Origin of the sequence: Mucilaginibacter phenanthrenivorans, from assembly GCF_024721155.1 — a bacterium.
GTDB lineage: Bacteria > Bacteroidota > Bacteroidia > Sphingobacteriales > Sphingobacteriaceae > Mucilaginibacter > Mucilaginibacter phenanthrenivorans.
On the sequence record NZ_JAHVAP010000005.1, the window covers coordinates 102,176 to 126,154 of the forward strand.

Here is a 23,979-nt window from a genome sequence, read left to right on the forward strand (position 1 = left end):
AGAAATTTAATGGCCGACAAACAGGTTTTTCAAACTGATACCCCTGGCAGATGGATCCGTTTTAAGTGGCTTAGCCGCGTAATTATTATCGTACTGATTGCCAGCGTTGTTGCTGCTGCAATTACGGTAACATCTAAGCAATATCCCAGCCTGCCTAATTTAAATCCGGCGCCTAAAAAGCTAACCAAAGAGGAACTCGATCAATTAAAAAGATCCAAAAAATACAAGGATTATAAAATTGACAAGGGCGAAATCCAGAAACTTGCTAAGGCCCGCCACCTGCACCAGCTAAAGCGGCCAAATAATAAGGACCGTATAAATGCCGCGTTTTATCGCCCATGGGAAGCACAAGCCTACTCATCGCTTGCTGACAACTATACCAAACTCGACATGATAGTTAGCGAGGGCCTTTTTATGGCGCTCAACCGGGATACAATGGTCGCCATTGTGGACACCGGCCTTATTAACCTGAATAAAAAATACAAAAAACCGGTATTGCTTACCCTGTCTAACTATGTTAATATTGACAACAGCAAAGGTGCGTATGATACCAAAGACATTGAACGCATTATAGCCAATAAAACACTCCGCGTAAACTTCATTAACAGCATAGCCAAACAGCTGAACAGGTATAAATTCCAGGGGGTAAATCTTGATTTTGACGAAATTAAGAACCATAACAGCAAAAACTATATCGCTTTTGAAAATGATCTTTACAATATCCTGCATGCCTCAGGCTACCTGGTAACGCAAAACGTGATCCCTGACGATGAGCAGTTTAACCTGGAGAGACTACAGCGCATAAACGATTTCCTGTTTGTAATGGCTATTGACCAGCACAATGAAAGCAGTAATGCCGGAGATCTTTCAAATCAGCATTGGGTTGAGCAGATCCTGGATGATGTTTGTACGCGCATCCCGAGCGAAAAGGTCATATTAACCGTTGTAGGTGGCGCAGTTGACTGGCCGGAAAACAGCGTTGGTGCAGCTATTGGATACCCACAGGCCATAAGTATTGCACAGGAAAATAAAAGCAAAATCACATTCGATCCAAACTCGGCTAACCTCCATTATACCTATTTTGATGACGATAGCCTGGAGCATACCGTTTATTTTACTGATGCGGCGACAAATTTCAACATCATCCGTATGGCGGATGATTGGGCAACCGGCGGCGTAGCTTTATGGAGAGCAGGATCTGAAGACCCGCGCTTATGGACATTCTTCCAAAAAAACTTGTCAATAGACTCGCTAAAAAAAACAGGCATAGATGTTAGGCGCTTAACCTCGGTAGGTTTAAATAATAAAATCAACTATGATGGTAACGGCGAGGTACTCGACCTGATAACCACGCCAACCACCGGGCATATTGATGTAAAGATGGATACGACAAATTTTGTCATAACCAATCAAAACTACATTAAGCTGCCAACTAAATATGTAATAAAGAAATACGGCTACGCACCGGGCAAGATAGTTCTAACGTTTGATGACGGCCCCGATCCTGATTATACACCCCGCATTTTAGACATTCTGAAACGTGAGCATGTTCCGGCAGCATTTTTTGTGGTAGGATCAATGGCTGAAAAAAATGTATCCATCCTGCGCCGCGAATTTGATGAGGGTTATGAAATTGGTAACCACACATTTTTCCACCCTGATATTTCTACTGTTAGTATCCAACGCGTAAACTTGGAGCTAAATGCCACCCGCAAGCTCATAGAGTCGGTAACCGGGCGAAGTACTATATTATTCAGGCCGCCATTTAATGCTGATGCTGAGCCGCAAACACTTGCCGAAGTTATCCCGGTAGCGGAAAGCCGAAAGCAAAGCTATATCAACATCGGTGAATCCATTGACCCATGGGACTGGCAGCCGGGAGTAACCGCCGATAGCATCATTGCGCGTACCATAAAACAAAAAGACGCAGGTTCCATGCTGCTACTGCATGATGCAGGTGGCGACACCCGTGAAGAAACGATAAAGGCGCTTCCTGAAATTATCCATTTCTTTAAAAGCCATGGCTATAAATTCACCACCATAGCTGATGTTTTGGGCAAAACCAAAGATGACCTGATGCCGCCGATCCAGGACGACGCTAATTCTGGTATATTGGGTTCGCTATATAACCTGTTGATCCAATTTTATTTCTACGGCAACTGGTTTTTATTGTATTTGTTCCTGACCGCTATCTTTTTAGCAATTGGCAGAGTGGTGCTGATTGGCATACTTGCTGTCAGGCAGTTCAGCGACGATAAAAAAATTAACCGGGCTGTTGTCGACAAATCTACATTGCCGCCTGTAAGTATAATTGTACCGGGTTATAACGAGGAAGTTACCGCGATAAAGACCATCCAGAGTTTACTAAAAACGGATTACAATATATTCGAGATAATTTTTGTTGACGATGGATCGAAGGACAAAACTTTCGAGCTCGTTAACAATGCCTACGGGCATCATCCGCTGGTGAAGGTACTTACCAAGCCAAACGGCGGCAAAGCATCAGCCCTTAATTTTGGCATCAGCCATGCACAATACGAATTTGTAGTTTGTATTGATGCTGATACGCAGCTAAAAGATGACGCCATCTACCACCTGATGACGTATTTTACCGATGAGGAAATTGGTGCAGTGGCAGGTACCGTAAAGGTTGGTAATGAAAATAATATCATCACCCGCTGGCAGTCTATTGAGTATATCACGGCTCAAAACATGGATCGCCGTGCATTCGACCTGATCAACAGCATTACTGTAGTTCCGGGCGCAATTGGCGCTTTCCGTAAATCGGCCATCTTTAAAGCCGGTGGATTTACATACGACACCCTTGCTGAGGATTGCGATCTTACTATGCGGATCTTAAAGCAAGGCTACATTGTAAAAAACTGCGCAGAAGCCATCGCTTATACTGAAGCGCCTGAAACACTGAACGGGCTTTTAAAACAACGTTTCCGCTGGAGCTTTGGCGTTATTCAAAGCTTCTGGAAAAACAAGGATGCCCTGTTTAACAAAAAGTATAAGTTCTTCGGAATGCTCGGAATGCCTAATATTCTGGTGTTCCAGATCATCCTGCCGCTGTTCTCTCCTATTGCGGATCTGACCATGATATTCGGTTTATTTAGCGATAAGCCTGGAAAAATTCTCTTCTTTTACGCTGCTTTTGTGGTGATCGATTTGATTGTTGCCATGATTGCGTTTAAGATGGAAAAGGAAGATTACAAAAAGCTGGTTTACATCATCCCACAACGGTTTATCTGGCGCCAGCTGATGTACTACGTATTGTTTAAATCGATCCGCAAAGCATTAAAAGGTGAATTGAGCGGATGGGGGGCGTTAAAGCGTACAGGCAACGTAGTAATGAAGAAAGACGCTCCGGTGGAGCAGTGATTAGAGATTAGTTGAAATGCAGCAGATAAAAACGGCTGCATTTCTCTTTCGGACTTTACTGATTTTTCGAACTTTCGGACTTCTCAATTAAACACACCGCGTAAGCCACAACACCCTCTTCCCTACCTATAAAGCCAAGTTGTTCATTAGTGGTTGCTTTTATAGAGATATCATCTGCATCTATACCGGCAGCTTTGGCGATGTTAACCTGCATGGCCGGGATATGCGGATTTATCTTCGGGGCTTCCAGGCATACCATCGCATCGATGTTATTGATCTCCCAGCCTTTTTCACGCAATAAAACCATTACATGCTGCAGTAATACAAGGCTGCTGATGCCTTTCCAACGATCGTCCTTATTTGAAAAATGGAATCCGATATCGCGCAGGTTGGCTGCCCCTAACAGTGCATCACAAATTGCGTGCAATAAAACATCTGCATCTGAATGGCCGAATGCGCCGGCATGGTGCTCTAAATTAACACCGCCTAAAACAAACGGGTGCTGTTCTCTCAGTTGATGAACATCAAACCCAAATCCTACTTTAATTTTAGCCATTATCTCTTATGCGCGTTTGTGTCGCCGCCAAAGCTGGCTGATAGGGTGAAACGTAATGTATTAGCCAATGCGCTGTTCTGCTGGCTTGCGGCAAGGTATGAAAAGTCGAACGTATAGCTGCTGTATTTAAAGCCAATCCCGGTTGTGAGGTAATGAGCACCACCCTTGCTGGCGTTTTGGTAAAAATACCCGGCTCGTATTGCAAACAACTGGTTGTACCAGTATTCAAATCCCGGTGAAATGGTGATTTCCTGCAGTTCTTCGTGAAAGCCTCCGGGAGCATCGGTAAAAGAACCGAAAATACCCGCGGGAACGGAGACGTTATCGTCCTTCCCTTTGATGATATTTCCGTCTGCATCCCTTATTGGTGGGGTTGGTACTAACAGTTTATTTAAATCTACGGTAAATGTAATTTGGTTATAATCGTCCAGGTTGATGGTATTGGCAACGCCCAGTTTTAAATTGGTTGGCAAAAAATATTTAGGGCCGCCATCGCTGTAACTGATCTTTGAACCGATATTGGAAATATTGGCGCCAAAGGCAAAAATAGCATCCGAACCAAATTCCTGGGTTGGCTGGTTATAATATACCGATACGCCTGCCAATAGCGCATTCCCCGACTTAGCCTGCTCACCCGACCCCGTTGCGAAAAACGCATTCGACAAGCTGGAATGAACAAAGCCGGCGGTTAACCCTAAAGAAAGCGTTTCGCCAAACTTACGGGCAAACGACCCGTTTATTGCAAATTCATTTGGTGTGTAGGTCCCCTGGTTATTTTGACTATTGTCTGTTAGCTGGATTGAGCCATAGTTAAAATATCGTAATGAAGCGCCGATGGTATTGCGGTCATCTATCTTATGTGCATAACTTAAATAGGATAAGCTGATATCAGGAACTAATTGACGCAGCCATGGGCTGTAAGATAACGATGCATTATCGTTATCAGTAAGAAACGCCAACTTAGCCGGGTTCCAGTAGTTTGCGTTCACATCAGGAGTTAATGCAACGCCCGCATCGCCCATTGCTCCGGACCTTGAATCAGGCGTTATATTTAAAAAAGGGACCGCTGTAGGTATAGCCGTTGAGTAATTTGAGCCGTTCGCACTCGTTCCTGTGCTTTGTGCTACTACTAAACCGGGCAGCAGAACCGAAGTGCAAATAAAAAGTGCTTTGCTGTATGAAAACTTCATTCGTGAAATCTATCCTTACTTTTAAGGTAATAAATATATGCTAATTGCTGGCTATTACGTATAAGTATTCAAATAAGTTTTCCACTAAAAAATTTGCCGGATTTGAAACACCTGAAGCAAATATTTCGTTAAACAGGCGATAAAGTTTAAATTTCTTTTAAAGATTAAGGTTAATAAATTAGCATTTTAGGCAAAATGTTTTAAATTTACCCTTTAAATTAACTGTAAGAACATGAAAGTACTTTTTACTAAAACTGCAATGGTACTGTTGGGTATAGGAATAGTGTTGAGCAGCTGCAGTAAACATCAGCAGTCTGAAAAAACCGGGATGGCTTATAACGACAAAACCAATGGCGGTTATGAGCGGTTCAGGCAGACGCATCCATCACCAGGCCCGGGCCTTATCCCTATTGAGGGTGGTACCTTTGTGGTTGGTGGCAGCGCAGACCAGGATGTTACTTATGATTATAACAACGTAAAGCGCAGGGTAACCATTCCTTCCTTTTATATGGACGAAACAGAGGTGGCTAACCAGGACTGGCTTGATTACCTTCACTGGATAAGCATTACCTTTCCACAAGACCGCGAACTTTACTACAACGCACTTCCCGACACATTGGTTTGGCGTAAACCACTATCATACAATGAGCCCTATGTTGATAACTATTTAAGGCACCCTGCATTCCAGGATTACCCGGTTGTGGGTGTAACCTGGGACCAGGCTCAAGATTATTGCCAATGGAGAACCGACCGTACGAACGAAAATATTTTACGTGAGCGCGGAAATATGGTAGCCTGGAAGGACATGGGAGGCGGCGGTAAAGGCAAGAATGCTGCTCCAGCAGCTCCAGCCGGCCAACCATTTAATACGGATATTTACCTTAACGGACAGTTACACGGTGCAGGCATTGACGGTAAAAAGATGATGCCCGACCTGAATCCCAATGCAAAGGCAACAACCGGTGCAAATGGCAAAGGTGGTGGCAAAGCAGTTAGACCAGTGCGTATGGAAGACGGGATCCTGAAACAAGGTTACCGTTTACCATCAGAGGCTGAGTGGGAATACGCTGCATTAGCCTTAATAGGAAACACCGAATTTGAAAATATTGACGATAATAAAGTATATCCATGGAATGGCCTGGGCGTGCGTTCAGCAAAGAGAGCTACCCGCGGTATGATACTGGCCAACTTTAAACGTGGCGCTGGTGACAACGCCGGTGTTGGTGGTTACCTGAATGACAAGGCCGACATTACTGCGCCTGTTCGATCATTCCCACCAAATGACTTCGGTTTATACAACATGGCCGGAAACGTAAACGAGTGGGTGCAGGATACTTATCGCCAGACTTCATTCGAGGAGTTTGATGATTTCAACCCATTCCGCGGTAATGAGTTTACCAACAAAAGATTATCCGATCCTATAAAGGGGCAATATGCAAAGGATAAATACGGCAAGCCTATTAAGGACCCGTCAAAATCAAACAAAAAAATGAAGTACAGCGAACTTGTAGCCTTACAACAAGCACAAGTTGCGGCTGGCAATGATCCTAATGCACCGCTAAATACAACGGCTGCACCAGCAGGCACAACTGCTAATCCGGGTGGAACTGTTACAGCAGCTATCCCTGGTAAAAAAGACGATTTGGCAGGAAAACCTTACAACGCCGATTACAGGGGTTATAACGATACCGTTAACACCACATTGTTTGGAAGAACTACATTGGTTAACGACCATTCGAAAGTTTATAAAGGCGGATCATGGAATGACATGGCATTTTGGTTAAACCCTGCCACCCGTCGTTTTATGAACGAAGATGACGCAAGTGCCGAAGTTGGCTTCCGTTGCGCCATGACATTGGTTGGTGCTCCTGAAATTCACCCTGAAGGTAAACCACACTTCGGTGTTAAAAAATCAAAGCCTTATAAAGCGACGCGATGATATTAAAATATACAAACAAAAAATGCGCTTCATTTTGAAGCGCATTTTTTGTTTGTATAGAATTTTAGGAAATTATAAACCTTTTCTTGCAACTAAAACATCAGCAAAACCTGCCCTTTTTCAACCTTATCGCCAGGTTTTATTTTAACAGTCTTAACGGTAACGTCGGCCGGGGCCTTTATAATGTTTTCCATTTTCATGGCTTCCAGTACAAACAGGTTATCGCCTTTTTTAATTTCTTCTCCCTCTGAGACAAATACCTTTAGCACCATTCCCGGCATCGGCGCCTTTACCTCGCTAACCCTTGCGGCGTTTAAACTGCTCAAGCCTAACTTATCAAGCAAGATATCAAATTGATCCTTAGCGCTAATGTTATAGGTATTGTTGTTTACCTTGATCTCGGCCGTTTTCCCGGCAGGATCAAAACTTACTACTTCTACATTGTACGACTGTAAGTTATTAATAACATGAAATGCCGAAGCATTTAATTGCTGTATATCAGCATTTATCGAGTCGCCGTTTATCAGCAGTTCATCCTGGCTCTTCGTTATGTCGAATTTGTATTTGTCGTTAGCTTTTATTTGCAGCATATTTTAAAATTGGGACCGTCGATTTACTTGACTAACCTGATTAAAGGATTTTAAATATAGCGTTACGCGCGTTAATAACCAACACAATCAGCGAAATCATAACAATCACTCGAAATCAGCGGTCATTATTGCGTTAATACATATTGTATCAGGTTAGCACCCATTTTAAGGGCCTTGATGCGATTTTCTTGTGTATCACCAGCATAGGTCCCATAATCTTCCCACCCGTTGCCTAAATCGCACTCATAGGTATAAAAACAAACCAACCGGCCTTTATAAAGCAGCCCAAAGCCCTGGGCACGTTTACCATCATGTTCATGAATTTTAGGCAGTCCGTTGGGGAATGGATATTTCTGGTGATAGATAGGATGATTTAACGGCAGCTCAACAAAATCAAGTTCCGGAAAAACCTTTTTCATCTCCCTGCGGGCAAACACATCAAGCCCGTAGTTATCGTCTATATGCAAAAAGCCGCCGCCTGTTAAATATTTGCGCAGGTTGCGTACATCCTGGTCGGAGAAGATAACATTGCCATGCCCTGTCATAAAGACAAAGGGGTAATTGAAGATCTCGGCGCTACCGGCCTCAACCACCTCGTCTTCCTGCTGGAAGTTTGTTTTTAAATTATCATTACAGAATTTGATCAGGTTGGGTAATGCGGTTCTGTCACCATACCAATCGCCACCACCGTTATATTTAAGCTTGGCCATTTTATAGGTTGGTGTGTTGAAGCTGATGATGATAATCAGCAGGCAAAACAAAACAGGTATGGCAACAATTCTTTTCATTTTGGATTGCAATTTAAATTATTCGTCATTACAGCAAATGCCACAGCGTCATTGCGAGGTACGAAGCAACCTCTACTAAAAACAATCACGAACTTGGATGTTATTATTGAACTTAAAGCCGCTGTTTGGTCCCCACAATATTATTACTCTCTGATCTGCATAACTTAGCGTTTGCTTCGTTCCTCGCAATGACGGTTTGTTGTGTTCATTCAAACAAAACTACCTATTCAAAAAATTCACCTCAAAGCATGCCTCTAAAGCAGCTGTCTCTGTTCTTAAACGACTTTCTCCTAAAGTTATGGCTTTAAAATCATTATTTAAAGCATCAGTAATTTCTGTTGGGGTAAAGTCGCCCTCGGGGCCTATCAATATTAAATAGTTACCGCGAATGGTAAGGTCATTTTTCAGGGTGATCTTATCACCGGTATCGCAATGCGCTATAAATTTCTGCCCGTCGAATGGCTTTTTTATCAGTTGGCTAAAACTCAGCGGCTCATTTAAAACCGGGTGATATGCCTTTATTGATTGCTTTACCGCCGAGGTTATAATTTTATTGAGCCGCTCAACCTTCGCCTCCTTACGTTCTGACCGCTGGCTGATGATAAGGGAAATTTCATCAATACCGATCTCTGTTGCTTTTTCTAAAAACCACTCGGTGCGTTCAATATTTTTTGTTGGGGCTATTGCTATGTGCAGGTAATGGTTGCGTTTATTAAACTTCGGGGTAACCGAGCTTATTTGCAGAATGGTTCGCTTTGGATGAGCGTCCAGTATGCTTGCCTGGTACAAGCCTCCCCTGCCGTCAATTAACTGCACCTCATCGCCTTTTTCAAGCCGCATTACCCGGATAGCATGCTTGCTCTCTTCTTCGTTAAGAAAATATTGAGGGTGGGACGGGTTTATGTCAGGCGTATAAAAAAGTTGCATGTTTTAAAGCTAAAAGCTAAAGGCATAAAGCCGAAAGCTATTATAAAAACGATGATTGCATTAATTAGTATTATGTTTTCGGTCAATTCGTATACTTTTGACTTAAGACTAAGGACTTTAGACTCAAGACTGAGTCCCTAATGCAAATCTACAGCATCTTCTTCATTTATCAGCAGTTCGAGTTTAACTGCCTCAATGTTCTGGTCAGATTTTTTTAATACGGTAATGTTGTAGCCGTTTGATTCCTTTTGTTCGCCTACATCCGGGATTTTTCCAAATATGTCACCCAGCCAACCGGAAACGGTGTCAAAGTCCCCGTCCTCGGGTAGATCGTGGGGTAAATGTTCGTTCACGTCATAGATGGGTGCCAGGGCATTCACAATAAATTCGCGATCATTTACCCTTTCAACAATTGGCTTTTCCTCATCGTATTCATCCTGGATCTCACCAACCAATTCCTCAACAATATCCTCCAGCGTTACCATACCAGCTGTGCCGCCAAACTCGTCAGACACGATGGCTATCTGGATGCGTTTTTGCTGCAGTTCAGCCATCAGGTCGTTGATCTTTTTCGTTTCAGGGATGAAGTAGGGCTTGCGGATAATATCCCTTAAAATAACTTCCTGGTTGCGCGCCAAGAGGGGTAAAATATCTTTGGCGTGTACTATACCGATTATCTTATCAATCACGTCATCATAAACCGGCATACGCGAGTAGCCTTCGCTAATGATTAGCTGCACCAGTTCGTCGTGCGGTGTATTAACATCAACGCCCGAAATCTTGGTACGCGGCACCATGATGTTTTTCACCACACGTTCATTAAAATCAAATACGTTCTGGATCAGTTCGTGTTCTGATGAATCCAGTGCGCCGGTTTCCTTTCCCTGCTCCAACAGGTACTGAAGCTCTTCTGAACTATGGTGCGACTCGCCCTCCACTTGCTTAATACCCATCAACCTCAAAATTGCCGTGGCAACGTAATTTAAGACCATGATGAGCGGCCTGAAAACAACAAAGAAAACCCTCAACGGTGCCGAAACAGCAAGGGCCGTACGCATTGAACGCTGAATAGCTATATTTTTAGGAGCAAGTTCGCCAAAGATTATACTTATAAAGGTAATAAACACAAACGCCAGAACATGGCCAAAATTTATTGCCAGGTGCGAAGTTACGTCAACCCCACAAAGTTTAAATAAATTAAGGGCTACGCTGGTAAACACGCCTTCGCCTATTACACCCAGCGCCAGGGAAGCTATAGTGATGCCTAATTGTGTAGCAGCCAGGTAACCGTCAAGGTTCCCCATAATGTTGCGGGTGAGCTTAGCCATGCGGCTGCCCGACTTTACCTTGAGCTCGATTTGCGATCCGCGAACCCTTACCATAGCAAACTCAGCGGCTACAAAAAAGCCGTTGAGCAACACCAATAAAAAGGTAAGGAGAATATATAAACCGTTTACTTCGAGATCAGGCCCCATACGTTATTTATTGGTAAACAGGAAAGGTTGACTTATATAGTTCCAAACTTTCATTTATTACTTTGTGTGCATAACGTACGCCCAGCAAATGCTCGATGGTTACGTTTTTGCCTTCAAGTTTTTTATAATCCTTGAAAAAGCGAACAATCTCCGTCATGGCATGAGGAGGCAATTCGGCAAGGTCGTTGATGTAATTAACAGACATGTCGTTTTTTGCTACCGCGATGATCTTGTCATCCTGTTCACCATTATCAACCATGTGCATTACACCTACTATCTTTGCCTCAATTATCGACATAGGGAATACGTCGATTGAGCAAAGAACCAATATGTCAAGCGGATCATGGTCGTCACAATAAGTCTGTGGGATAAAACCATAATTTGCAGGGTACATTACCGAAGAAAACAAAACACGATCAAGTTTCAACAAACCTGATTCTTTATCAATTTCATATTTGGCTTTTGAGCCTTTCGGAATTTCAATTATAGCATTAACAATTTCAGGAACATTATCGCCAGGAGAAACCTGGTGCCATGGATGTTGTGTACTCATTTATTATTTCTATTTTAACTCTTTAATACTTCGCTTGTTTATTGCCTGCTTTACAAAAGCAATTATAAGCGGAATTGTTGTAATTATTATCAGCCCGACAATGACGTATTCCATATAATCCTTTATCTGCGGGAATCTTCTACCAAGAAAAAAACCGGCTAGGGTAAAAATACAAACCCAGGCAATACTGCCAATAAAGTTATATAAAGTAAACTTTCGGATGTCAAACTTAACAACACCTGCAAAGATAGGTGCAAAAGTTCTAATTATCGGGAAAAATCTGCCCAAAACCAGCGCCATGCCACCATATTTTGTGTAAAAATCTTCTGCAAGCTTTACATATCGCTGTTTGAAGAAAAAGGAATTGTTCCTTTTGAACAACTTTGGCCCCGTTCGATAACCAAACCAGTAGCCGGTATAATTTCCAAGCACACCAGCCGCAATCAGCGAAAACACAAGTTCGTAGATGGAAACATTCAGCTGTCCGCTTGAACAAAAAAGGCCCGACATGAATAGAAGGTAGTCGCCAGGGAGGAAGAAACCAAAAAACAAGCCGGTTTCAGCAAATACAACTATAAGCAGAAAGTAAAACCCAAAGCTTATGATTGATTGAGCGTGCGTTAAGTTTTGAAGGTGTTCCCAAAAGCTATCCATTTACTATCCGTAAAATTACGAATATAAAATCAATTTGTAATAGTTGTGTTACAGATTAAAGTTTCAGAGTTTGAAGCCGTCTTTTTCATCGTAAACTCATGAAGTAACCGTATATATCTTCGCTTAACCAATGGCGCCAGAACTAATGCCCAGGTCCTAAAAGAACTTCGAAATTACATCCGGGTAAACGCCGATAAGGATAGTGATCAACGCCGACAGCCCTAATACAAATTTGTAATACACCGGGATTGTAAGTTCAGCTCGCTCTGCATCGCGGAAGTACATGGCAACAATTACCCTGAAGTAATAGAAGATGCTGATAATTGCATTAACAACCGCTAAAACAACCAACCACACCTGGTATTGCTTTAATGCTGTTGAGAACATAAAAAACTTACCGATAAAACCAGCGGTCAGGGGAATTCCAGCTAACGACAGCATGGCAATTGTTACCACCAATGCAAGAAATGGATTCTTTTTCGAAAGCCCGTTAAAGCTCTCGAAGTTGTCGCTGCCGGATTGCTGCTGAACAAGAATCAAAGCACCAAACGCTATAATTGATGCAATGGAATAAGCAGTAGCATATACGGCCACTGAACTCCCTGAACTTGCACCTAAAGCAACAATAGCAAATAACAGGTAACCCGCGTGAGAGATACTTGAAAATGCAAGCATCCGCTTAAAGCTGTGCTGATACAATGCAGTTATATTACCTATAAACAAGGTTATTACAGTTATTACCAATAGCACCGGCACCCAAAAAGCTGAAAGCGGCGCAAAACACGCAGAGAACAAGCGTAAAAATGCAGCAAAGCCTGCTGTTTTCACTACTGTAGACATGAACGCAGTAATAAGCGTTGGCGAACCTTCGTATACGTCCGGCGTCCAGAAATGGAATGGGGCCGCGCCTACCTTAAAGCAAAGGCCAACAATAATTAACAGAACGCCTGTATAGAACATAGGCGTAATATCCTTTACATGCGGATGATCCAAAACCCAGCTGCTTATAGCTTCCAGGTTGAATGAGCCTGATGAACCGTAAATTAATGCAATACCAAATAACAAAAACCCTGTCGAAAAAGCGCCCATCAAGAAATATTTCAAGGCAGCTTCGTTTGATGCAAAATCGCTCTTTTTTATTCCGGCTAAAATATACAGGCTAACTGACATGATCTCGATACCTATAAACAGCATGGTTAAATTATGGAACGAAACCATAACTATAATGCCTGCCAGCGAGAACAATATAATGGCATAATACTCGGCAATGTGATTGCTGATCCTTTCAAAATACCCCCTTGAGAGGAATATGATCAATATAGTTGATACAATAGTGATCCCTGAAAACATTATCGAGAAATTATCAAACAGCATCATGCCGTGATAAATAGGTACTGCGTTATCATTCCATTGTGAGATGGCGCAACCTAAAGCTAAAAGTAAACCAATAATAGTAACCGGTAACAAAGCTTTTTGAGCTTTGTATAAACCCAGGTACAAAAGCACCAGAGGTAAAACGGATATGATAATTAACGTATTCATTTATTTTAGTTGCGGAAATTTAGGATTCACTATATTAAACAGGTGGGTAACCGAAGCCTCAGAAATATGAAGAATTGGCTGAGGATAAATACCCATTATTATTATTAAGGCACAAATGATAGAAAGCACAAGTGTTTCTGATCCGCTTATATCAGTAAAAGTAATTGTTAACGCATTAGTTTCGCCATGCATAACCTTCTTATACATGCGTAGCATATAAACAGCGCCGAATATCATGGTTAAGCCTGCAGCGGTTACCATATATATGTTCCATTGAAAAACACTGCTTAGCAGAAGGAATTCACCAACAAAGCCATTGGTTAAAGGCAGGGCAACGGTTCCAAGCACAATAATCAAAAATGCTATTGCAAACTTGGGCGCTACCTTAGCTATACCGCCGAGGCTGCTGATTTCCCTGGTGCCTAAACGCCTGGTGATAATATCCCAGATAAAGAACATCCCTATAACGTTTATGCCGTGAGATAGCATTTGGATCATGGCGCCTTGCAAGCCTTCAATGTTCCATACAAAAATACCCGCGGCTATAAGGCCAACGTGCGCTATTGACGAATAAGCCACCAAGCGCTTACCATCGTTTTGTTTAAATGCAATAATAGATGCGTAACCGATACCGATTACAGCAAGCATAATGGTCATGCTTTGCCATTGGAAAAAACCAAGCGGAGCATTCGGGATCATCCAGCGGATAACACCATAGATCCCCATTTTAAGCATAATGCCGGATAGTAACATGGTACCCGCAGACGGCGCTTCAGTATAAGTGTCCGGCTGCCAGGTGTGTAGTGGAAACAACGGCATCTTGATGGCAAAAGCTAAAAAGAACGCCCAGAAAACGAACACCTGGTGGTGTGCATCAAGAGCCAAATTATAAAACTGGAACAGGTCGTATGTTTTTGACGGCGTTTGCAGATACAGGTAAATAATACCTACCAGCATAAACAACGAGCCCGAAAATGTATAAATAAAAAACTTAAGCGTGATCCTGATCCTGTTTTCACCACCCCATAATGAACAAATGAAGTAGATAGGGATCAAAGCGGCTTCCCATCCCACATAAAATAAAAATCCGTCGAGCGCAGTAAATACAACCAGCAAGCCGGCTTGCATAAACAGGATCAGCGCGTAAAACGCACCTGCGTTTTTATATTGATGTTTGTAGGTGGTTAAAATTATAAGCGGAACAAGCACTGTGGTCAACAACACCATCATCATGCTGATCCCATCGATGCCTGCATTAAAGTAAATACCCATTTTAGCTATCCAGGGAACATCAATTGCAAACTGAACATCGGCATTGGGAATAAATTTGGATAAGAAGAAAAGTGCTACTGCCAGTTCGGCAACAGAAAAAGTTAACGCCGCATGCTTAGCTGCATCGTTTTTAAACAATAAAACAGCAAGGGCCGCAATTACCGGTAAAAAAATTAAAATACTAACCGTCATTTTATGTTGTAAACGTTAATCGTTCTTTATGCTTTAAATAAAATATACATCAAAATGGAGATGATGCCCACCACCATCATAAAAATATAGAACCCCACGTTGCCCGTTTGCAACAGGCGTAAGCCTTTACTTGCATCAACTGTTCCCCTGCCAAGTCCATTAACAATACCGTCGATTCCCATCTTATCGATCACCTTGTAGAAGAATACCGACAGGGCATCAAGCGGCTTGCGGATAATGGTATCATACAACTCATCTATGTAAAATTTATGGTATGAGATGTCAACCAATGCAGGGCGTTCTTCTGTATCTGTAACAGGAACGTGTGCGTTCTTAATGTACTTGAAATAAGCATATAAAATTGCCAGCACCGCTGCACCAACTGATATACACATCAGGGTAATTTCTGTGCTGTTTGACAATTCAGGTGTTACAAGCAGCGGAGCCGATTTTGCAAATACAGGGGCAAGGAAATGCTCCAACCAGTGATGCCCTCCTAATGACTCAGGCCTTCCGATAAAACCGCCAACTATTGATAAAATAGCCAATACAACTAAAGGAATGGTCATTGATGGCGGCGACTCATGCAAATGATGTTCCTGCTCGTGCGTTCCGCGGAATTTTCCATAAAAAGTGAGGAACAGCATCCTGAACATGTAAAATGCGGTGAACATAGCTGTTATCACACCTATAACGTACATAGGTGTACTGTGCATGAAGGTGTGCGCCAGGATCTCATCTTTGGAGAAGAAACCTGCAAACGGCGGAATTCCCGAGATTGCCAGCGTACCGATAAGCATCGTAATAAAGGTTATTTTCAGTTTCCCTTTTAAACCACCCATGTTACGCATATCCTGTTCGTTGCTCATTGCGTGAATGACAGAACCTGCACCCAGGAATAATAAGGCCTTAAAGAATGCGTGTGTTAATACGTGAAAGAAGGCACCGGTGTAAGCGCCAACCCCTAAGCCTAGAAACATATAGCCTAACTGTGATACAGTTGAATATGCCAGTACTTTCTTAATATCTGTTTGTGTTAAAGCAATCAGTGCTGCTATTACCGCTGTTGTTAAACCAACTACCGCAACAATGTGCATAGTAACCGGCGCAAGCGTGAACAAGATGTTTGAACGGGCTATCATATAAACGCCTGCTGTAACCATGGTTGCAGCGTGGATCAAGGCAGAAACAGGTGTCGGACCGGCCATCGCATCTGGCAGCCAGGTAAATAATGGCAACTGTGCCGATTTACCTACCGCTCCAACAAACAACAGGATGGTAATTAAGGTAAACGGAGCCGAGGCAAAATCCTTTGTGCTCGCTAATTTAAATACATCGGCAAAGTTGGCACTGCCGAAAACAACCATGATGAGGAATATGGCAATTATAAAACCAAGGTCACCGATCCTGTTCATGATGAATGCCTTCTTAGCCGCGTCGGCATAATCAGGATTGGTATACCAGAAACCGATAAGCAGGTATGAGCAAAGCCCTACCCCTTCCCAACCAATGAACATGATCAGGTAGTTTGATCCCATCACCAGCAAAAGCATGAAGAAGATAAACAGGTTTAAATAAGCGAAGAATTTGGCAAAACCTGCATCGTCCTTCATATAACCCACAGAGTACAGGTGGATCAAAAAGCCTACGCCCGTTATAATTAACAGCATTATGGCACTCAGCTGATCTATCAAAAAGGAAAACGAAATTTTTACGCTACCTGCCGAGAACCAGTTAAAAAGAGAAACATTAAATCCGTGGAATTCGCTTCCTGCAGCTTTTACCTGGAAGAAAACCGCCACGCTTATACCAAAAGAAATTAATACCATTAAGCTGCCGATAAAACCAACAACAGCCTTTGATAAGGTATTGCGGCCAATACCGTTAATAATAAAACCGGCCAACGGTAAAATAGGAATAAGCCAGATATATTTGTCCATATGCACCTTTTGCCCCCTAACCCCCTAAAGGGGGAACGAAGCTTTTATATATTGTTATTTATTAAACTTAAATTCTATTGCATCCTCACTCCCCCTTTAGGGGGCCGGGGGGCTGCGTCTTACCATTTCAGCCTGTTCAGCACATTAATGTCTACCGAATTTGTGTTACGATAGATCATCACGATGATGGCCAGTCCTACTGCTACTTCGGCTGCCGCCAGCGCCATAACGAAGAACACGAACACCTGCCCTGTTGCATCGCCCCTGTAAACAGAAAAGGCAGTTAACAGCAGGTTTACAGAGTTCAACATCAACTCAACCGACATAAATATTACGATTGCATTGCGGCGGATCAATACACCGATAACCCCTATCGAAAAAATGATAGAACATAACAATATGTAATGGTTAAGCGGTACGCCTTGTATAGTTTTGGTTAATGTTTCCATTATGCTGTCTTGGTGTCTTTAGTTGCCAGCAATACCGCGCCCACCATTGCCGATAACAGCAATACTGACGATATTTCAAATGGCAGTAAATATTCGTTAAACAATATCTTTCCGAGGTTTTTTACCAAACCAAGTCCCGGGTTATTCAGTACAACCGGCTGGGATGTGCCTAATGTTTTCGTTGCAGCAACTATCACAGCTAAAAAACAAGCCCCGGCAATAACTCCGACTATTTTAACCAGGTTCGATTTGCGCGGCTCCGATTCCTTATTCAGGTTGATGAGCATCAGCGTGTATAAAAACAACACCAGGATTGCCCCCATGTAAACTATAAAGTTAACGACGGCCAAAAACTGGGCATTCATTAAAATATAATGGACGGTGAATGTAAAAAAGGTAAGAATAAGGTATAAAATACTGTGTACAGGATTTTTTGCGGTAATAACCAGTATTGAAAAAAATACAGACAAAAATGCGATGAAGTAAAATGTACTCATGGTTTATATTTCAAAATACCTTTACCCCTATAAAAGAGCAGGGCAAAGGTATAAAACTTCTTTATTGATTTAAGGGAGCTTCTACTAATTTGTCTTTACCGTAAATAAAATCTTTTCTTAGATAGTCTGATTCCACATGTGGCCCATCTAAGTAAATGGCTTCCTTCGGGCATGCTTCCTCGCACAATCCGCAAAAAATACAGCGCAGCATGTTAATTTCATACACTGCAGCATATTTTTCCTCCCGATATAAATGTTCCTCGCCCTTCTGGCGCTCGGCGGCTATCATGGTAATGGCTTCTGCCGGGCATGATAACGCACAAAGACCACAGGCTGTACAACGTTCCTTACCATTCTCATCGCGTTTAAGCGAATGCAGGCCACGGAAATTCTCAGAATATTCGCGCTTTTCTTCAGGATAGCTGATGGTTACAGGCTTCCTGAAAAAGTGTTTCATAGTAATTGCCAGGCCTTGCGCAATTGCAGGCAGGTAAGCACGCTCCAGGAAATTAAGCGGCTTTGATTCAATTAACTTACGTTTATTACTTAACGGTTCCATCTGTACCCTTCTATTTTATAAATGTAATCCAAATTCCTGTTGCTATTATGTTGGCAATGGCCAGTGGTATCAAAATCTTCCAGCCCAGATCCATTAATTGATCATAACGGAAGCGGGGGATCGTCCAGCGCACCCACATAAAGAAGAAAATGAATAAAAATACCTTGGTAAACATTACCGCTACCCCAAGCAAAGGGGCAATTGTTGGCCCGGTGTGCGCCAATACCCAATCCATACCCGGATAGTTATAACCACCCCAATAAAGGGTAGCCATTACAGCCGATGAGATGAACATGTTGATGTATTCGGCAAACAGGTAAAAGCCTAACTTCATTGAAGAATACTCGGTGTGATAACCACCTACCAATTCGGTTTCGCACTCAGGCAAATCGAACGGTGTACGGTTGGTTTCAGCAAAAGCACACACAATGAACAGGATAAAACCCACCGGCTGATAAAGCACGTTCCAGTGCCAGCCATGCTGTTGTTCGGCAATTTCTTTAAGACTTAATGTGCCTGTCACCATCAATAATGCGATGATAGAAAGACCCATTGAAATTTCGTAGCTGATATTTTGCGATGCCGCGCGGATGGCTCCTAACAACGAATATTTGTTGTTTGATGCCCAGCCGCCTATCATTACGCCGTATACACCTAATGATACTACGCCGAAGATATATAAGATACCTACATTGATATCTGTAACTTGCAAGGGAACAACGTGTGTACCAATGGTAATTGTTTGCCCCCAGGGAATAACAGCCGAACCGATACAAGCGGTTAAAATTGCCAATGAAGGACCCGCTATAAACAGGAACGGGCTTGCATTTGTTGGAATAATTTCTTCTTTTAAGAACATCTTGCCACCATCGGCCAGTGGTTGTAAAATGCCCCATGGACCGGCACGGTTAGGGCCAATCCTATCCTGGAAAAACGCTGCAATTTTACGTTCAGCATAGGTAGAATACATGGCGACAACCAGGCTGATAGCGAATATGATCACTATCAGTACAAACTTAATTACTATATCTGCAACTTCCATTATAAGCGTGTGTCTCGTTCAAATTGTTCCTTATTTGCCTCTATCAATACCGGGTTGGTTTTAACAACCGGCAGTGGCACAAAATCATAATGATTGGCATTGATAACCGATTTATTAGAAATGTGGCGCGGCCCGTCAATTACCCAGTCAGATGTTTTCTTTTTATCAAAGCGGCAGGTGTTGCAGATGAATTCTTCAACCTCGCCATATACATCCTTACGTGCTGTTACACGCAATACTTCTTCGCCTTTGTACCAAAGTGTCACTTTGCCGTTGCATTTTTCGTGATCGCAATCACGATGTGCATCAACAGGCTTGGTAAACCAAACACGATTTTTGAAGCGGAAGGTTTTATCAGTTAACGCACCTACCGGGCATACATCAATTACGTTTCCAGAGAAATCGTTGTCAACTGCTGCTGTAATGTAGGTCGAAATTTCAGAGTGGTCGCCGCGGTTAAGAATCCCATGAATACGGTGATCAGTAATTTGATCGGCGGTGAATACGCAACGGTAGCACAGGATACAGCGCGTCATGTGCAGCTGAATCTTATCGCCAATATCTATTTTTTCAAAAGTACGGCGGTCAAACTCGTAACGGGTTTTAGCTGCGCCGTGTTCAAAACCAAGGTTTTGTAAGTCGCACTCACCTGCCTGGTCGCAAATTGGGCAATCCAGCGGGTGGTTTAATAATAATATTTCAACGATGCCTTTACGCGCCTCAATAACTTCCGGCGAAGTGATATTCTGTACTTCCATCCCATCCATTACCGTGGTACGGCATGACGCTACCAGCTTAGGCATAGGGCGCGGGTCCTTTTCCGATCCTTTGCTCACCTTTACCAAACAGGTACGGCATTTACCGCCGCTATCCTTCAGCTTTGAGTAATAGCACATAGCAGGCGGAACAATATCGCCACCTATCTGCCTTGCAGCATTAAGTATGGTTGTTCCCGGTTCTACATCAATGGCAATGCCATCTATTGTTACTTTCATTGACATTTATATATAGTCAAACTTGTCTTTTTATTTCGCTTTGTCATTGCGAGCGTAGCGCGGCAACCTCGTCGGATGCTTAGCTATTCGCCCTGTACAGTTCGCGGTTGCTTCGTTCCTCGCAATGACAGGAGGTAAAGCATTGCGTAACTTACGCTACCGGCTCTTCCTTCTTCGGTAACGGATCGGCATAATGTGCCAGTCCGAAATTTCTTGTTACCGCTTCGGCGCCATTGGTTACGTGCCATTCAAACTCATCCCTGAAATGGCGGATCGCACTGGCCACCGGCCATGCTGCTGCGTCACCCAGCGGACAAATGGTATTACCTTCAATTTTTTTAGATACATCAACCAACAGGTCCATGTCGCTCATTTTACCGTGACCATGCTCCAAACGGTGCAGCACCTTCTCCATCCAGCCGGTACCCTCACGGCATGGCGAACATTGTCCGCAGCTTTCGTGGTGATAAAAACGGGTAAAGTTCCAGGTGTTACGCACAATGCACTGGTCTTCGTCGTAAGCTATAAATCCGCCCGAACCTAACATGGTACCGCTAACAAAACCACCATCAGCCAATGATTCATAGCTCATCAGGCGTGGTTCGTTATTGATTGTTTTCAGGAACAGGTTAGCAGGAAGAATCGGCACAGATGATCCACCTGCAACAACCGCCTTTAAGCGTTTGCCGTTGGCAATACCACCGCAATATTCTTCACTGTATAAAAATTCTTCAACCGGAAGGCCAAGGTCAATTTCGTATACACCAGGGTTCTTAACATTACCACCGGCAGAAATCAATTTGGTACCTGTACTGCGGCCTATACCTATTTTGGCATACTCATCGGCACCTTCATTAATGATAGGCACAACGGCAGCGATAGATTCAACATTGTTTACTACTGTAGGGCAGCCATACAAACCAGCAATAGCCGGGAATGGCGGCTTAATGCGCGGGTTACCGCGTTTGCCTTCCAGCGATTCAAGCAGGGCAGTTTCCTCACCGCAAATGTAAGCGCCGCCACCCGGCTGCACGTACAGCTCCAGGTCGTAACCGGTGCTTAAAATATTTTTACCAAGAAATCCTTTTGCTTTTGCTTCCGCGATGGCTCTTTCCAGGATCCTGATCTGCGGCATCATTTCGCCACGAACGTAGATGTATGATGTTTTGGCACCTAAAGCAAAGCTGGCAACTATCATTCCCTCAATTAATAAGTGAGGGATGTAAGTCATCAGGTAACGATCCTTAAAAGTGCCGGGTTCCGACTCATCTGCATTACAAACCAGGTAACGTGCAACGCCTTCAGGCTTAGCCAAAAAGCTCCACTTCATCCCCGTAGGGAAACCGGCACCACCACGACCGCGTAAGCCTGATTTTTTTACCTCTTCAACTATCTCGTCGGGCGTCATAGTTTTCAAAGCCTTCTCAACAGAAGCATAGCCACCTTTTGAGCGGTAAACATCAAACGTGTTGATGCCTGGTACATTGATATGCTCTAATAGTAATTTGCGTGCCATTTACTGTTAATATATCCTTTTAGTCTGCTTGTAATAATTTATATGCCTGATGATGCAGCTTGCGAAGGCCACGCCCACCAGTATGTTTAAAAATAACGGATTTCCATTGAAGCCATCATTGTTATATGCTATAACAACTACGGTAATAACAAACAATGCATCCGTTACAATTAAAGTTTTATTCATTTAACCACGTGCCTTCACCTTCAAATCCGCAATTAACTGATCAACCTTGTGGTTGGTTAAATTTTCATAAAAAGTATATTCAGGGCCTATCTGCAACACCGGGCCATAACCGCACGCTGCAAGGCATTCAACGCCTCTCCAGCTAAACAGGCCGTCGGCGGTAACTTCGCCTTCCTTTACCCCTAATGCTTCCTCAATGTGATCCATTATTTTTTCGGCGCCAACTATCCCGCAAGGGCCGGTACGGCAAACCTCCAAAACAAATTTGCCCGAAGGGCGCATAAAGTACATGCTGTAAAAAGTAGCTACTTCATATACTTCAATATCCTGGATCTTCAGGTAATCAGCAACCTTATCCATTGCGTTTGAGCTTAACCAGCCATACTCAGCCTGAACCAAATGCAGGATAGGCAGCAATGCCGATTTTTGCTTTCCTTCCGGATAACGGCTTACTATTTCATCAAACTGTTTTACCAGTTCCGGTGTAAAATCAACCGGGGCCTGTTGTTCGTCAACTCTAAGCATCTAACTCTCCGGCTATAACGTTTAAACTACTCATGTTAATAATTGCATCAGATAATAACATCCCACGGCTCATCGGCGCGTACATCTGGTAATTGATAAAGCTTGGCCTGCGGAAGTGCAACCTGTACGGCGATCTGCCGCCATCGTTCACCAAATAAAAGCCCAATTCGCCATTTGCTCCCTCCACCGAATGATAAACCTCGGTTGTTGGGGTTGGCACTTCGCCCATCACAATTTTAAAGTGATAGATCAAAGCTTCCATGTTATTATAAACTTCCTCCTTCGGAGGCAGGTAAAAATCAGGTACGTCCGCATGGAAAATATCGGTAGGCTCTTTTTCCAGCTTTGTTAAAGCTTGCTCTATAATGCGCAGGCTCTGCCACATTTCTTCGTTACGTACCAAAAAGCGGTTGTAAACATCGCCATTGGTACCAACAGGTACTTCAAATTCAAAATCTTCGTATGATGAGTATGGGTTCATCGCCCTAACATCATAATCAACACCGGCAGCGCGCAATAACGGGCCGCTCCAGCTATAGTTCAATGCTTCCTCGGCAGTAACTGCAGCTACATCTTTGGTACGGTCAACAAAGATCCTGTTCCTGTTAAATAAAGATTCAAACTCCTTTAATGTAACCGGGAAGTCCTTTAAAAATTTACGCAGCTTGGCAAAAGCAATAGTGTTGAAATTACGCTCGAAACCGCCGATACGACCTATGTTAGTTGTTAAGCGGGAACCGCAAACTTCCTCGTATATTTCGTAGATCGACTCACGGTGTTCCATCATGTAAAGGAAACCGGTGAATGCGCCGGTATCAACACCCAATACACCGTTACAGATGATGTGGTCGCTGATGCGGGCAAGCTCCATTACTATTACACGCAGGTAATCCACACGCTTCGGGGTTTCAATTCCTAAAAGCTTTTCAACCGTCATGTGCCAGCCCATATTGTTTATGGGTGATGAGCAGTAGTTTAAACGGTCGGTTAATGGGGTTATCTGGTAAAACGGCCTGTGTTCGGCAATTTTTTCAAAGGCACGGTGTATGTAACCTATGGTTGATACGCCGCTAACAATTCTTTCGCCGTCCAATTGCAGCACGTTCTGGAATACACCATGTGTTGCCGGATGCGTTGGCCCTAAGTTGAGGGTCGAATACTCGGTTTGCGGATCGTTATCTGTATATACCGGATGGTTCTGCATTGCT

The 23,979-nt window shown here is 43.2% G+C and carries 22 protein-coding genes; 2 read left to right on the forward strand and 20 right to left on the reverse strand.

Translation table 11 applies throughout. The features are described from left to right. Nucleotides 1-9 precede the first annotated feature (9 nt). Nucleotides 10-3,384, forward strand: a complete 3,375-nt coding sequence (locus KXD93_RS12630) for a trifunctional glycoside hydrolase family 18/polysaccharide deacetylase/glycosyltransferase family 2 protein (protein ID WP_258137472.1) — start codon at nucleotides 10-12, stop codon at nucleotides 3,382-3,384. Between the two features lie 55 nt (nucleotides 3,385-3,439). On the opposite strand, the gene ispF is transcribed toward KXD93_RS12630, so the two are convergent. Together ispF and porV are read right to left on the reverse strand one after the other, a co-directional pair. Then, nucleotides 3,440-3,940: a 2-C-methyl-D-erythritol 2,4-cyclodiphosphate synthase gene (gene ispF / locus KXD93_RS12635; RefSeq protein WP_258137473.1), complete on the reverse strand. Its 501-nt coding sequence runs from the start codon at nucleotides 3,938-3,940 to the stop codon at nucleotides 3,440-3,442. Further along, a complete protein-coding gene (gene porV, locus KXD93_RS12640; RefSeq protein ID WP_258137474.1) occupies nucleotides 3,940-5,130 on the reverse strand; it encodes a type IX secretion system outer membrane channel protein PorV in 1,191 nt (396 codons plus the stop codon). The genes ispF and porV overlap by 1 nt, the downstream gene beginning before the upstream one ends. A 232-nt stretch (nucleotides 5,131-5,362) precedes the next feature. Here porV and KXD93_RS12645 point away from each other — a divergent pair, with 232 nt between their 5' ends. Next, complete coding sequence (locus KXD93_RS12645) at nucleotides 5,363-7,069, forward strand: SUMF1/EgtB/PvdO family nonheme iron enzyme (protein ID WP_258137475.1); 1,707 nt, start codon at nucleotides 5,363-5,365, stop codon at nucleotides 7,067-7,069. Nucleotides 7,070-7,161: 92 nt separating this feature from the next. Here the strand turns inward: KXD93_RS12645 and KXD93_RS12650 are convergent, their stop codons facing one another. From KXD93_RS12650 to KXD93_RS12735, 18 genes are all read right to left on the reverse strand, one after another. Next, on the reverse strand, nucleotides 7,162-7,659 hold the full coding sequence (locus KXD93_RS12650; protein WP_258137476.1) for an acyl-CoA carboxylase biotin carboxyl carrier protein subunit: 498 nt from the start codon (nucleotides 7,657-7,659) through the stop codon (nucleotides 7,162-7,164). A gap of 125 nt (nucleotides 7,660-7,784) precedes the next feature. Further along, on the reverse strand, nucleotides 7,785-8,447 hold the full coding sequence (locus KXD93_RS12655) for a DUF4159 domain-containing protein (protein ID WP_258137477.1): 663 nt from the start codon (nucleotides 8,445-8,447) through the stop codon (nucleotides 7,785-7,787). Between the two features lie 219 nt (nucleotides 8,448-8,666). Continuing rightward, entirely contained in the window at nucleotides 8,667-9,374 is a 708-nt protein-coding gene (locus KXD93_RS12660) for a 16S rRNA (uracil(1498)-N(3))-methyltransferase (protein ID WP_258137478.1), read from the reverse strand. Between the two features lie 137 nt (nucleotides 9,375-9,511). Continuing rightward, nucleotides 9,512-10,849: a hemolysin family protein gene (locus KXD93_RS12665; RefSeq protein ID WP_258137479.1), complete on the reverse strand. Its 1,338-nt coding sequence runs from the start codon at nucleotides 10,847-10,849 to the stop codon at nucleotides 9,512-9,514. Nucleotides 10,850-10,856: 7 nt separating this feature from the next. Then, on the reverse strand, nucleotides 10,857-11,402 hold the full coding sequence (locus KXD93_RS12670) for an inorganic diphosphatase (RefSeq protein ID WP_258137480.1): 546 nt from the start codon (nucleotides 11,400-11,402) through the stop codon (nucleotides 10,857-10,859). A 9-nt stretch (nucleotides 11,403-11,411) separates the two neighbouring features. Then, nucleotides 11,412-12,056, reverse strand: coding sequence for a DedA family protein (locus KXD93_RS12675; protein WP_258137481.1), 645 nt, complete (start codon nucleotides 12,054-12,056; stop codon nucleotides 11,412-11,414). A 156-nt stretch (nucleotides 12,057-12,212) separates the two neighbouring features. Then, the gene (locus KXD93_RS12680) at nucleotides 12,213-13,598 is read right to left on the reverse strand and encodes an NADH-quinone oxidoreductase subunit N (RefSeq protein WP_258137482.1); all 1,386 of its coding nucleotides are present in this window, start codon (nucleotides 13,596-13,598) and stop codon (nucleotides 12,213-12,215) included. After that, entirely contained in the window at nucleotides 13,599-15,062 is a 1,464-nt protein-coding gene (locus tag KXD93_RS12685) for a complex I subunit 4 family protein (RefSeq protein WP_258137483.1), read from the reverse strand. A gap of 26 nt (nucleotides 15,063-15,088) precedes the next feature. After that, nucleotides 15,089-17,002 carry an NADH-quinone oxidoreductase subunit L gene (nuoL, locus tag KXD93_RS12690; protein ID WP_258137484.1) on the reverse strand — a complete coding sequence of 638 codons (1,914 nt, stop codon included), beginning with the start codon at nucleotides 17,000-17,002 and terminating at the stop codon, nucleotides 15,089-15,091. Nucleotides 17,003-17,121: 119 nt separating this feature from the next. After that, entirely contained in the window at nucleotides 17,122-17,451 is a 330-nt protein-coding gene (nuoK, locus tag KXD93_RS12695; protein ID WP_258137485.1) for an NADH-quinone oxidoreductase subunit NuoK, read from the reverse strand. Continuing rightward, nucleotides 17,451-17,948, reverse strand: a complete 498-nt coding sequence (locus KXD93_RS12700) for an NADH-quinone oxidoreductase subunit J family protein (RefSeq protein WP_258137486.1) — start codon at nucleotides 17,946-17,948, stop codon at nucleotides 17,451-17,453. The genes nuoK and KXD93_RS12700 overlap by 1 nt, the downstream gene beginning before the upstream one ends. A gap of 61 nt (nucleotides 17,949-18,009) precedes the next feature. Continuing rightward, complete coding sequence (locus KXD93_RS12705) at nucleotides 18,010-18,507, reverse strand: NuoI/complex I 23 kDa subunit family protein (RefSeq protein ID WP_258137487.1); 498 nt, start codon at nucleotides 18,505-18,507, stop codon at nucleotides 18,010-18,012. Between the two features lie 10 nt (nucleotides 18,508-18,517). Beyond that, nucleotides 18,518-19,549, reverse strand: a complete 1,032-nt coding sequence (gene nuoH, locus KXD93_RS12710; protein ID WP_258137488.1) for an NADH-quinone oxidoreductase subunit NuoH — start codon at nucleotides 19,547-19,549, stop codon at nucleotides 18,518-18,520. After that, a complete protein-coding gene (locus KXD93_RS12715) occupies nucleotides 19,549-20,544 on the reverse strand; it encodes an NADH-quinone oxidoreductase subunit G (RefSeq protein WP_373417357.1) in 996 nt (331 codons plus the stop codon). Before KXD93_RS12715 ends, nuoH begins: the two co-directional genes overlap by 1 nt. Before the next feature lie 151 nt (nucleotides 20,545-20,695). Further along, nucleotides 20,696-22,060: an NADH-quinone oxidoreductase subunit NuoF gene (gene nuoF, locus KXD93_RS12720; protein ID WP_258137490.1), complete on the reverse strand. Its 1,365-nt coding sequence runs from the start codon at nucleotides 22,058-22,060 to the stop codon at nucleotides 20,696-20,698. Between the two features lie 6 nt (nucleotides 22,061-22,066). Continuing rightward, entirely contained in the window at nucleotides 22,067-22,246 is a 180-nt protein-coding gene (locus KXD93_RS12725; RefSeq protein WP_258137491.1) for a hypothetical protein, read from the reverse strand. Beyond that, a complete protein-coding gene (locus tag KXD93_RS12730) occupies nucleotides 22,247-22,771 on the reverse strand; it encodes an NADH-quinone oxidoreductase subunit NuoE family protein (RefSeq protein ID WP_258137492.1) in 525 nt (174 codons plus the stop codon). Beyond that, entirely contained in the window at nucleotides 22,764-23,975 is a 1,212-nt protein-coding gene (locus KXD93_RS12735) for an NADH-quinone oxidoreductase subunit D (RefSeq protein WP_258137493.1), read from the reverse strand. Before KXD93_RS12735 ends, KXD93_RS12730 begins: the two co-directional genes overlap by 8 nt. Nucleotides 23,976-23,979: the final 4 nt, after the last annotated feature.

What these genes read in the sequence shown, in the direction of transcription:
- nuoK (WP_258137485.1), bottom strand. Translation starts at nt 17,451, where the DNA reads ATGGAAACATTAACCAAAACTATACAAGGCGTACCGCTTAACCATTAC.
- KXD93_RS12735 (WP_258137493.1), bottom strand. Translation starts at nt 23,975, where the DNA reads ATGCAGAACCATCCGGTATATACAGATAACGATCCGCAAACCGAGTAT.
- KXD93_RS12645 (WP_258137475.1), top strand. Translation starts at nt 5,363, where the DNA reads ATGAAAGTACTTTTTACTAAAACTGCAATGGTACTGTTGGGTATAGGA.
- ispF (WP_258137473.1), bottom strand. Translation starts at nt 3,940, where the DNA reads ATGGCTAAAATTAAAGTAGGATTTGGGTTTGATGTTCATCAACTGAGA.
- KXD93_RS12665 (WP_258137479.1), bottom strand. Translation starts at nt 10,849, where the DNA reads ATGGGGCCTGATCTCGAAGTAAACGGTTTATATATTCTCCTTACCTTT.
- KXD93_RS12730 (WP_258137492.1), bottom strand. Translation starts at nt 22,771, where the DNA reads ATGCTTAGAGTTGACGAACAACAGGCCCCGGTTGATTTTACACCGGAA.
- KXD93_RS12630 (WP_258137472.1), top strand. Translation starts at nt 10, where the DNA reads ATGGCCGACAAACAGGTTTTTCAAACTGATACCCCTGGCAGATGGATC.
- KXD93_RS12725 (WP_258137491.1), bottom strand. Translation starts at nt 22,246, where the DNA reads ATGAATAAAACTTTAATTGTAACGGATGCATTGTTTGTTATTACCGTA.
- nuoF (WP_258137490.1), bottom strand. Translation starts at nt 22,060, where the DNA reads ATGGCACGCAAATTACTATTAGAGCATATCAATGTACCAGGCATCAAC.
- KXD93_RS12670 (WP_258137480.1), bottom strand. Translation starts at nt 11,402, where the DNA reads ATGAGTACACAACATCCATGGCACCAGGTTTCTCCTGGCGATAATGTT.
- nuoH (WP_258137488.1), bottom strand. Translation starts at nt 19,549, where the DNA reads ATGGAAGTTGCAGATATAGTAATTAAGTTTGTACTGATAGTGATCATA.
- KXD93_RS12715 (WP_373417357.1), bottom strand. Translation starts at nt 20,544, where the DNA reads ATGAAAGTAACAATAGATGGCATTGCCATTGATGTAGAACCGGGAACA.
- nuoL (WP_258137484.1), bottom strand. Translation starts at nt 17,002, where the DNA reads ATGGACAAATATATCTGGCTTATTCCTATTTTACCGTTGGCCGGTTTT.
- KXD93_RS12660 (WP_258137478.1), bottom strand. Translation starts at nt 9,374, where the DNA reads ATGCAACTTTTTTATACGCCTGACATAAACCCGTCCCACCCTCAATAT.
- KXD93_RS12705 (WP_258137487.1), bottom strand. Translation starts at nt 18,507, where the DNA reads ATGGAACCGTTAAGTAATAAACGTAAGTTAATTGAATCAAAGCCGCTT.
- KXD93_RS12680 (WP_258137482.1), bottom strand. Translation starts at nt 13,598, where the DNA reads ATGAATACGTTAATTATCATATCCGTTTTACCTCTGGTGCTTTTGTAC.
- KXD93_RS12650 (WP_258137476.1), bottom strand. Translation starts at nt 7,659, where the DNA reads ATGCTGCAAATAAAAGCTAACGACAAATACAAATTCGACATAACGAAG.
- porV (WP_258137474.1), bottom strand. Translation starts at nt 5,130, where the DNA reads ATGAAGTTTTCATACAGCAAAGCACTTTTTATTTGCACTTCGGTTCTG.
- KXD93_RS12675 (WP_258137481.1), bottom strand. Translation starts at nt 12,056, where the DNA reads ATGGATAGCTTTTGGGAACACCTTCAAAACTTAACGCACGCTCAATCA.
- KXD93_RS12700 (WP_258137486.1), bottom strand. Translation starts at nt 17,948, where the DNA reads ATGAGTACATTTTACTTCATCGCATTTTTGTCTGTATTTTTTTCAATA.
- KXD93_RS12655 (WP_258137477.1), bottom strand. Translation starts at nt 8,447, where the DNA reads ATGAAAAGAATTGTTGCCATACCTGTTTTGTTTTGCCTGCTGATTATC.
- KXD93_RS12685 (WP_258137483.1), bottom strand. Translation starts at nt 15,062, where the DNA reads ATGACGGTTAGTATTTTAATTTTTTTACCGGTAATTGCGGCCCTTGCT.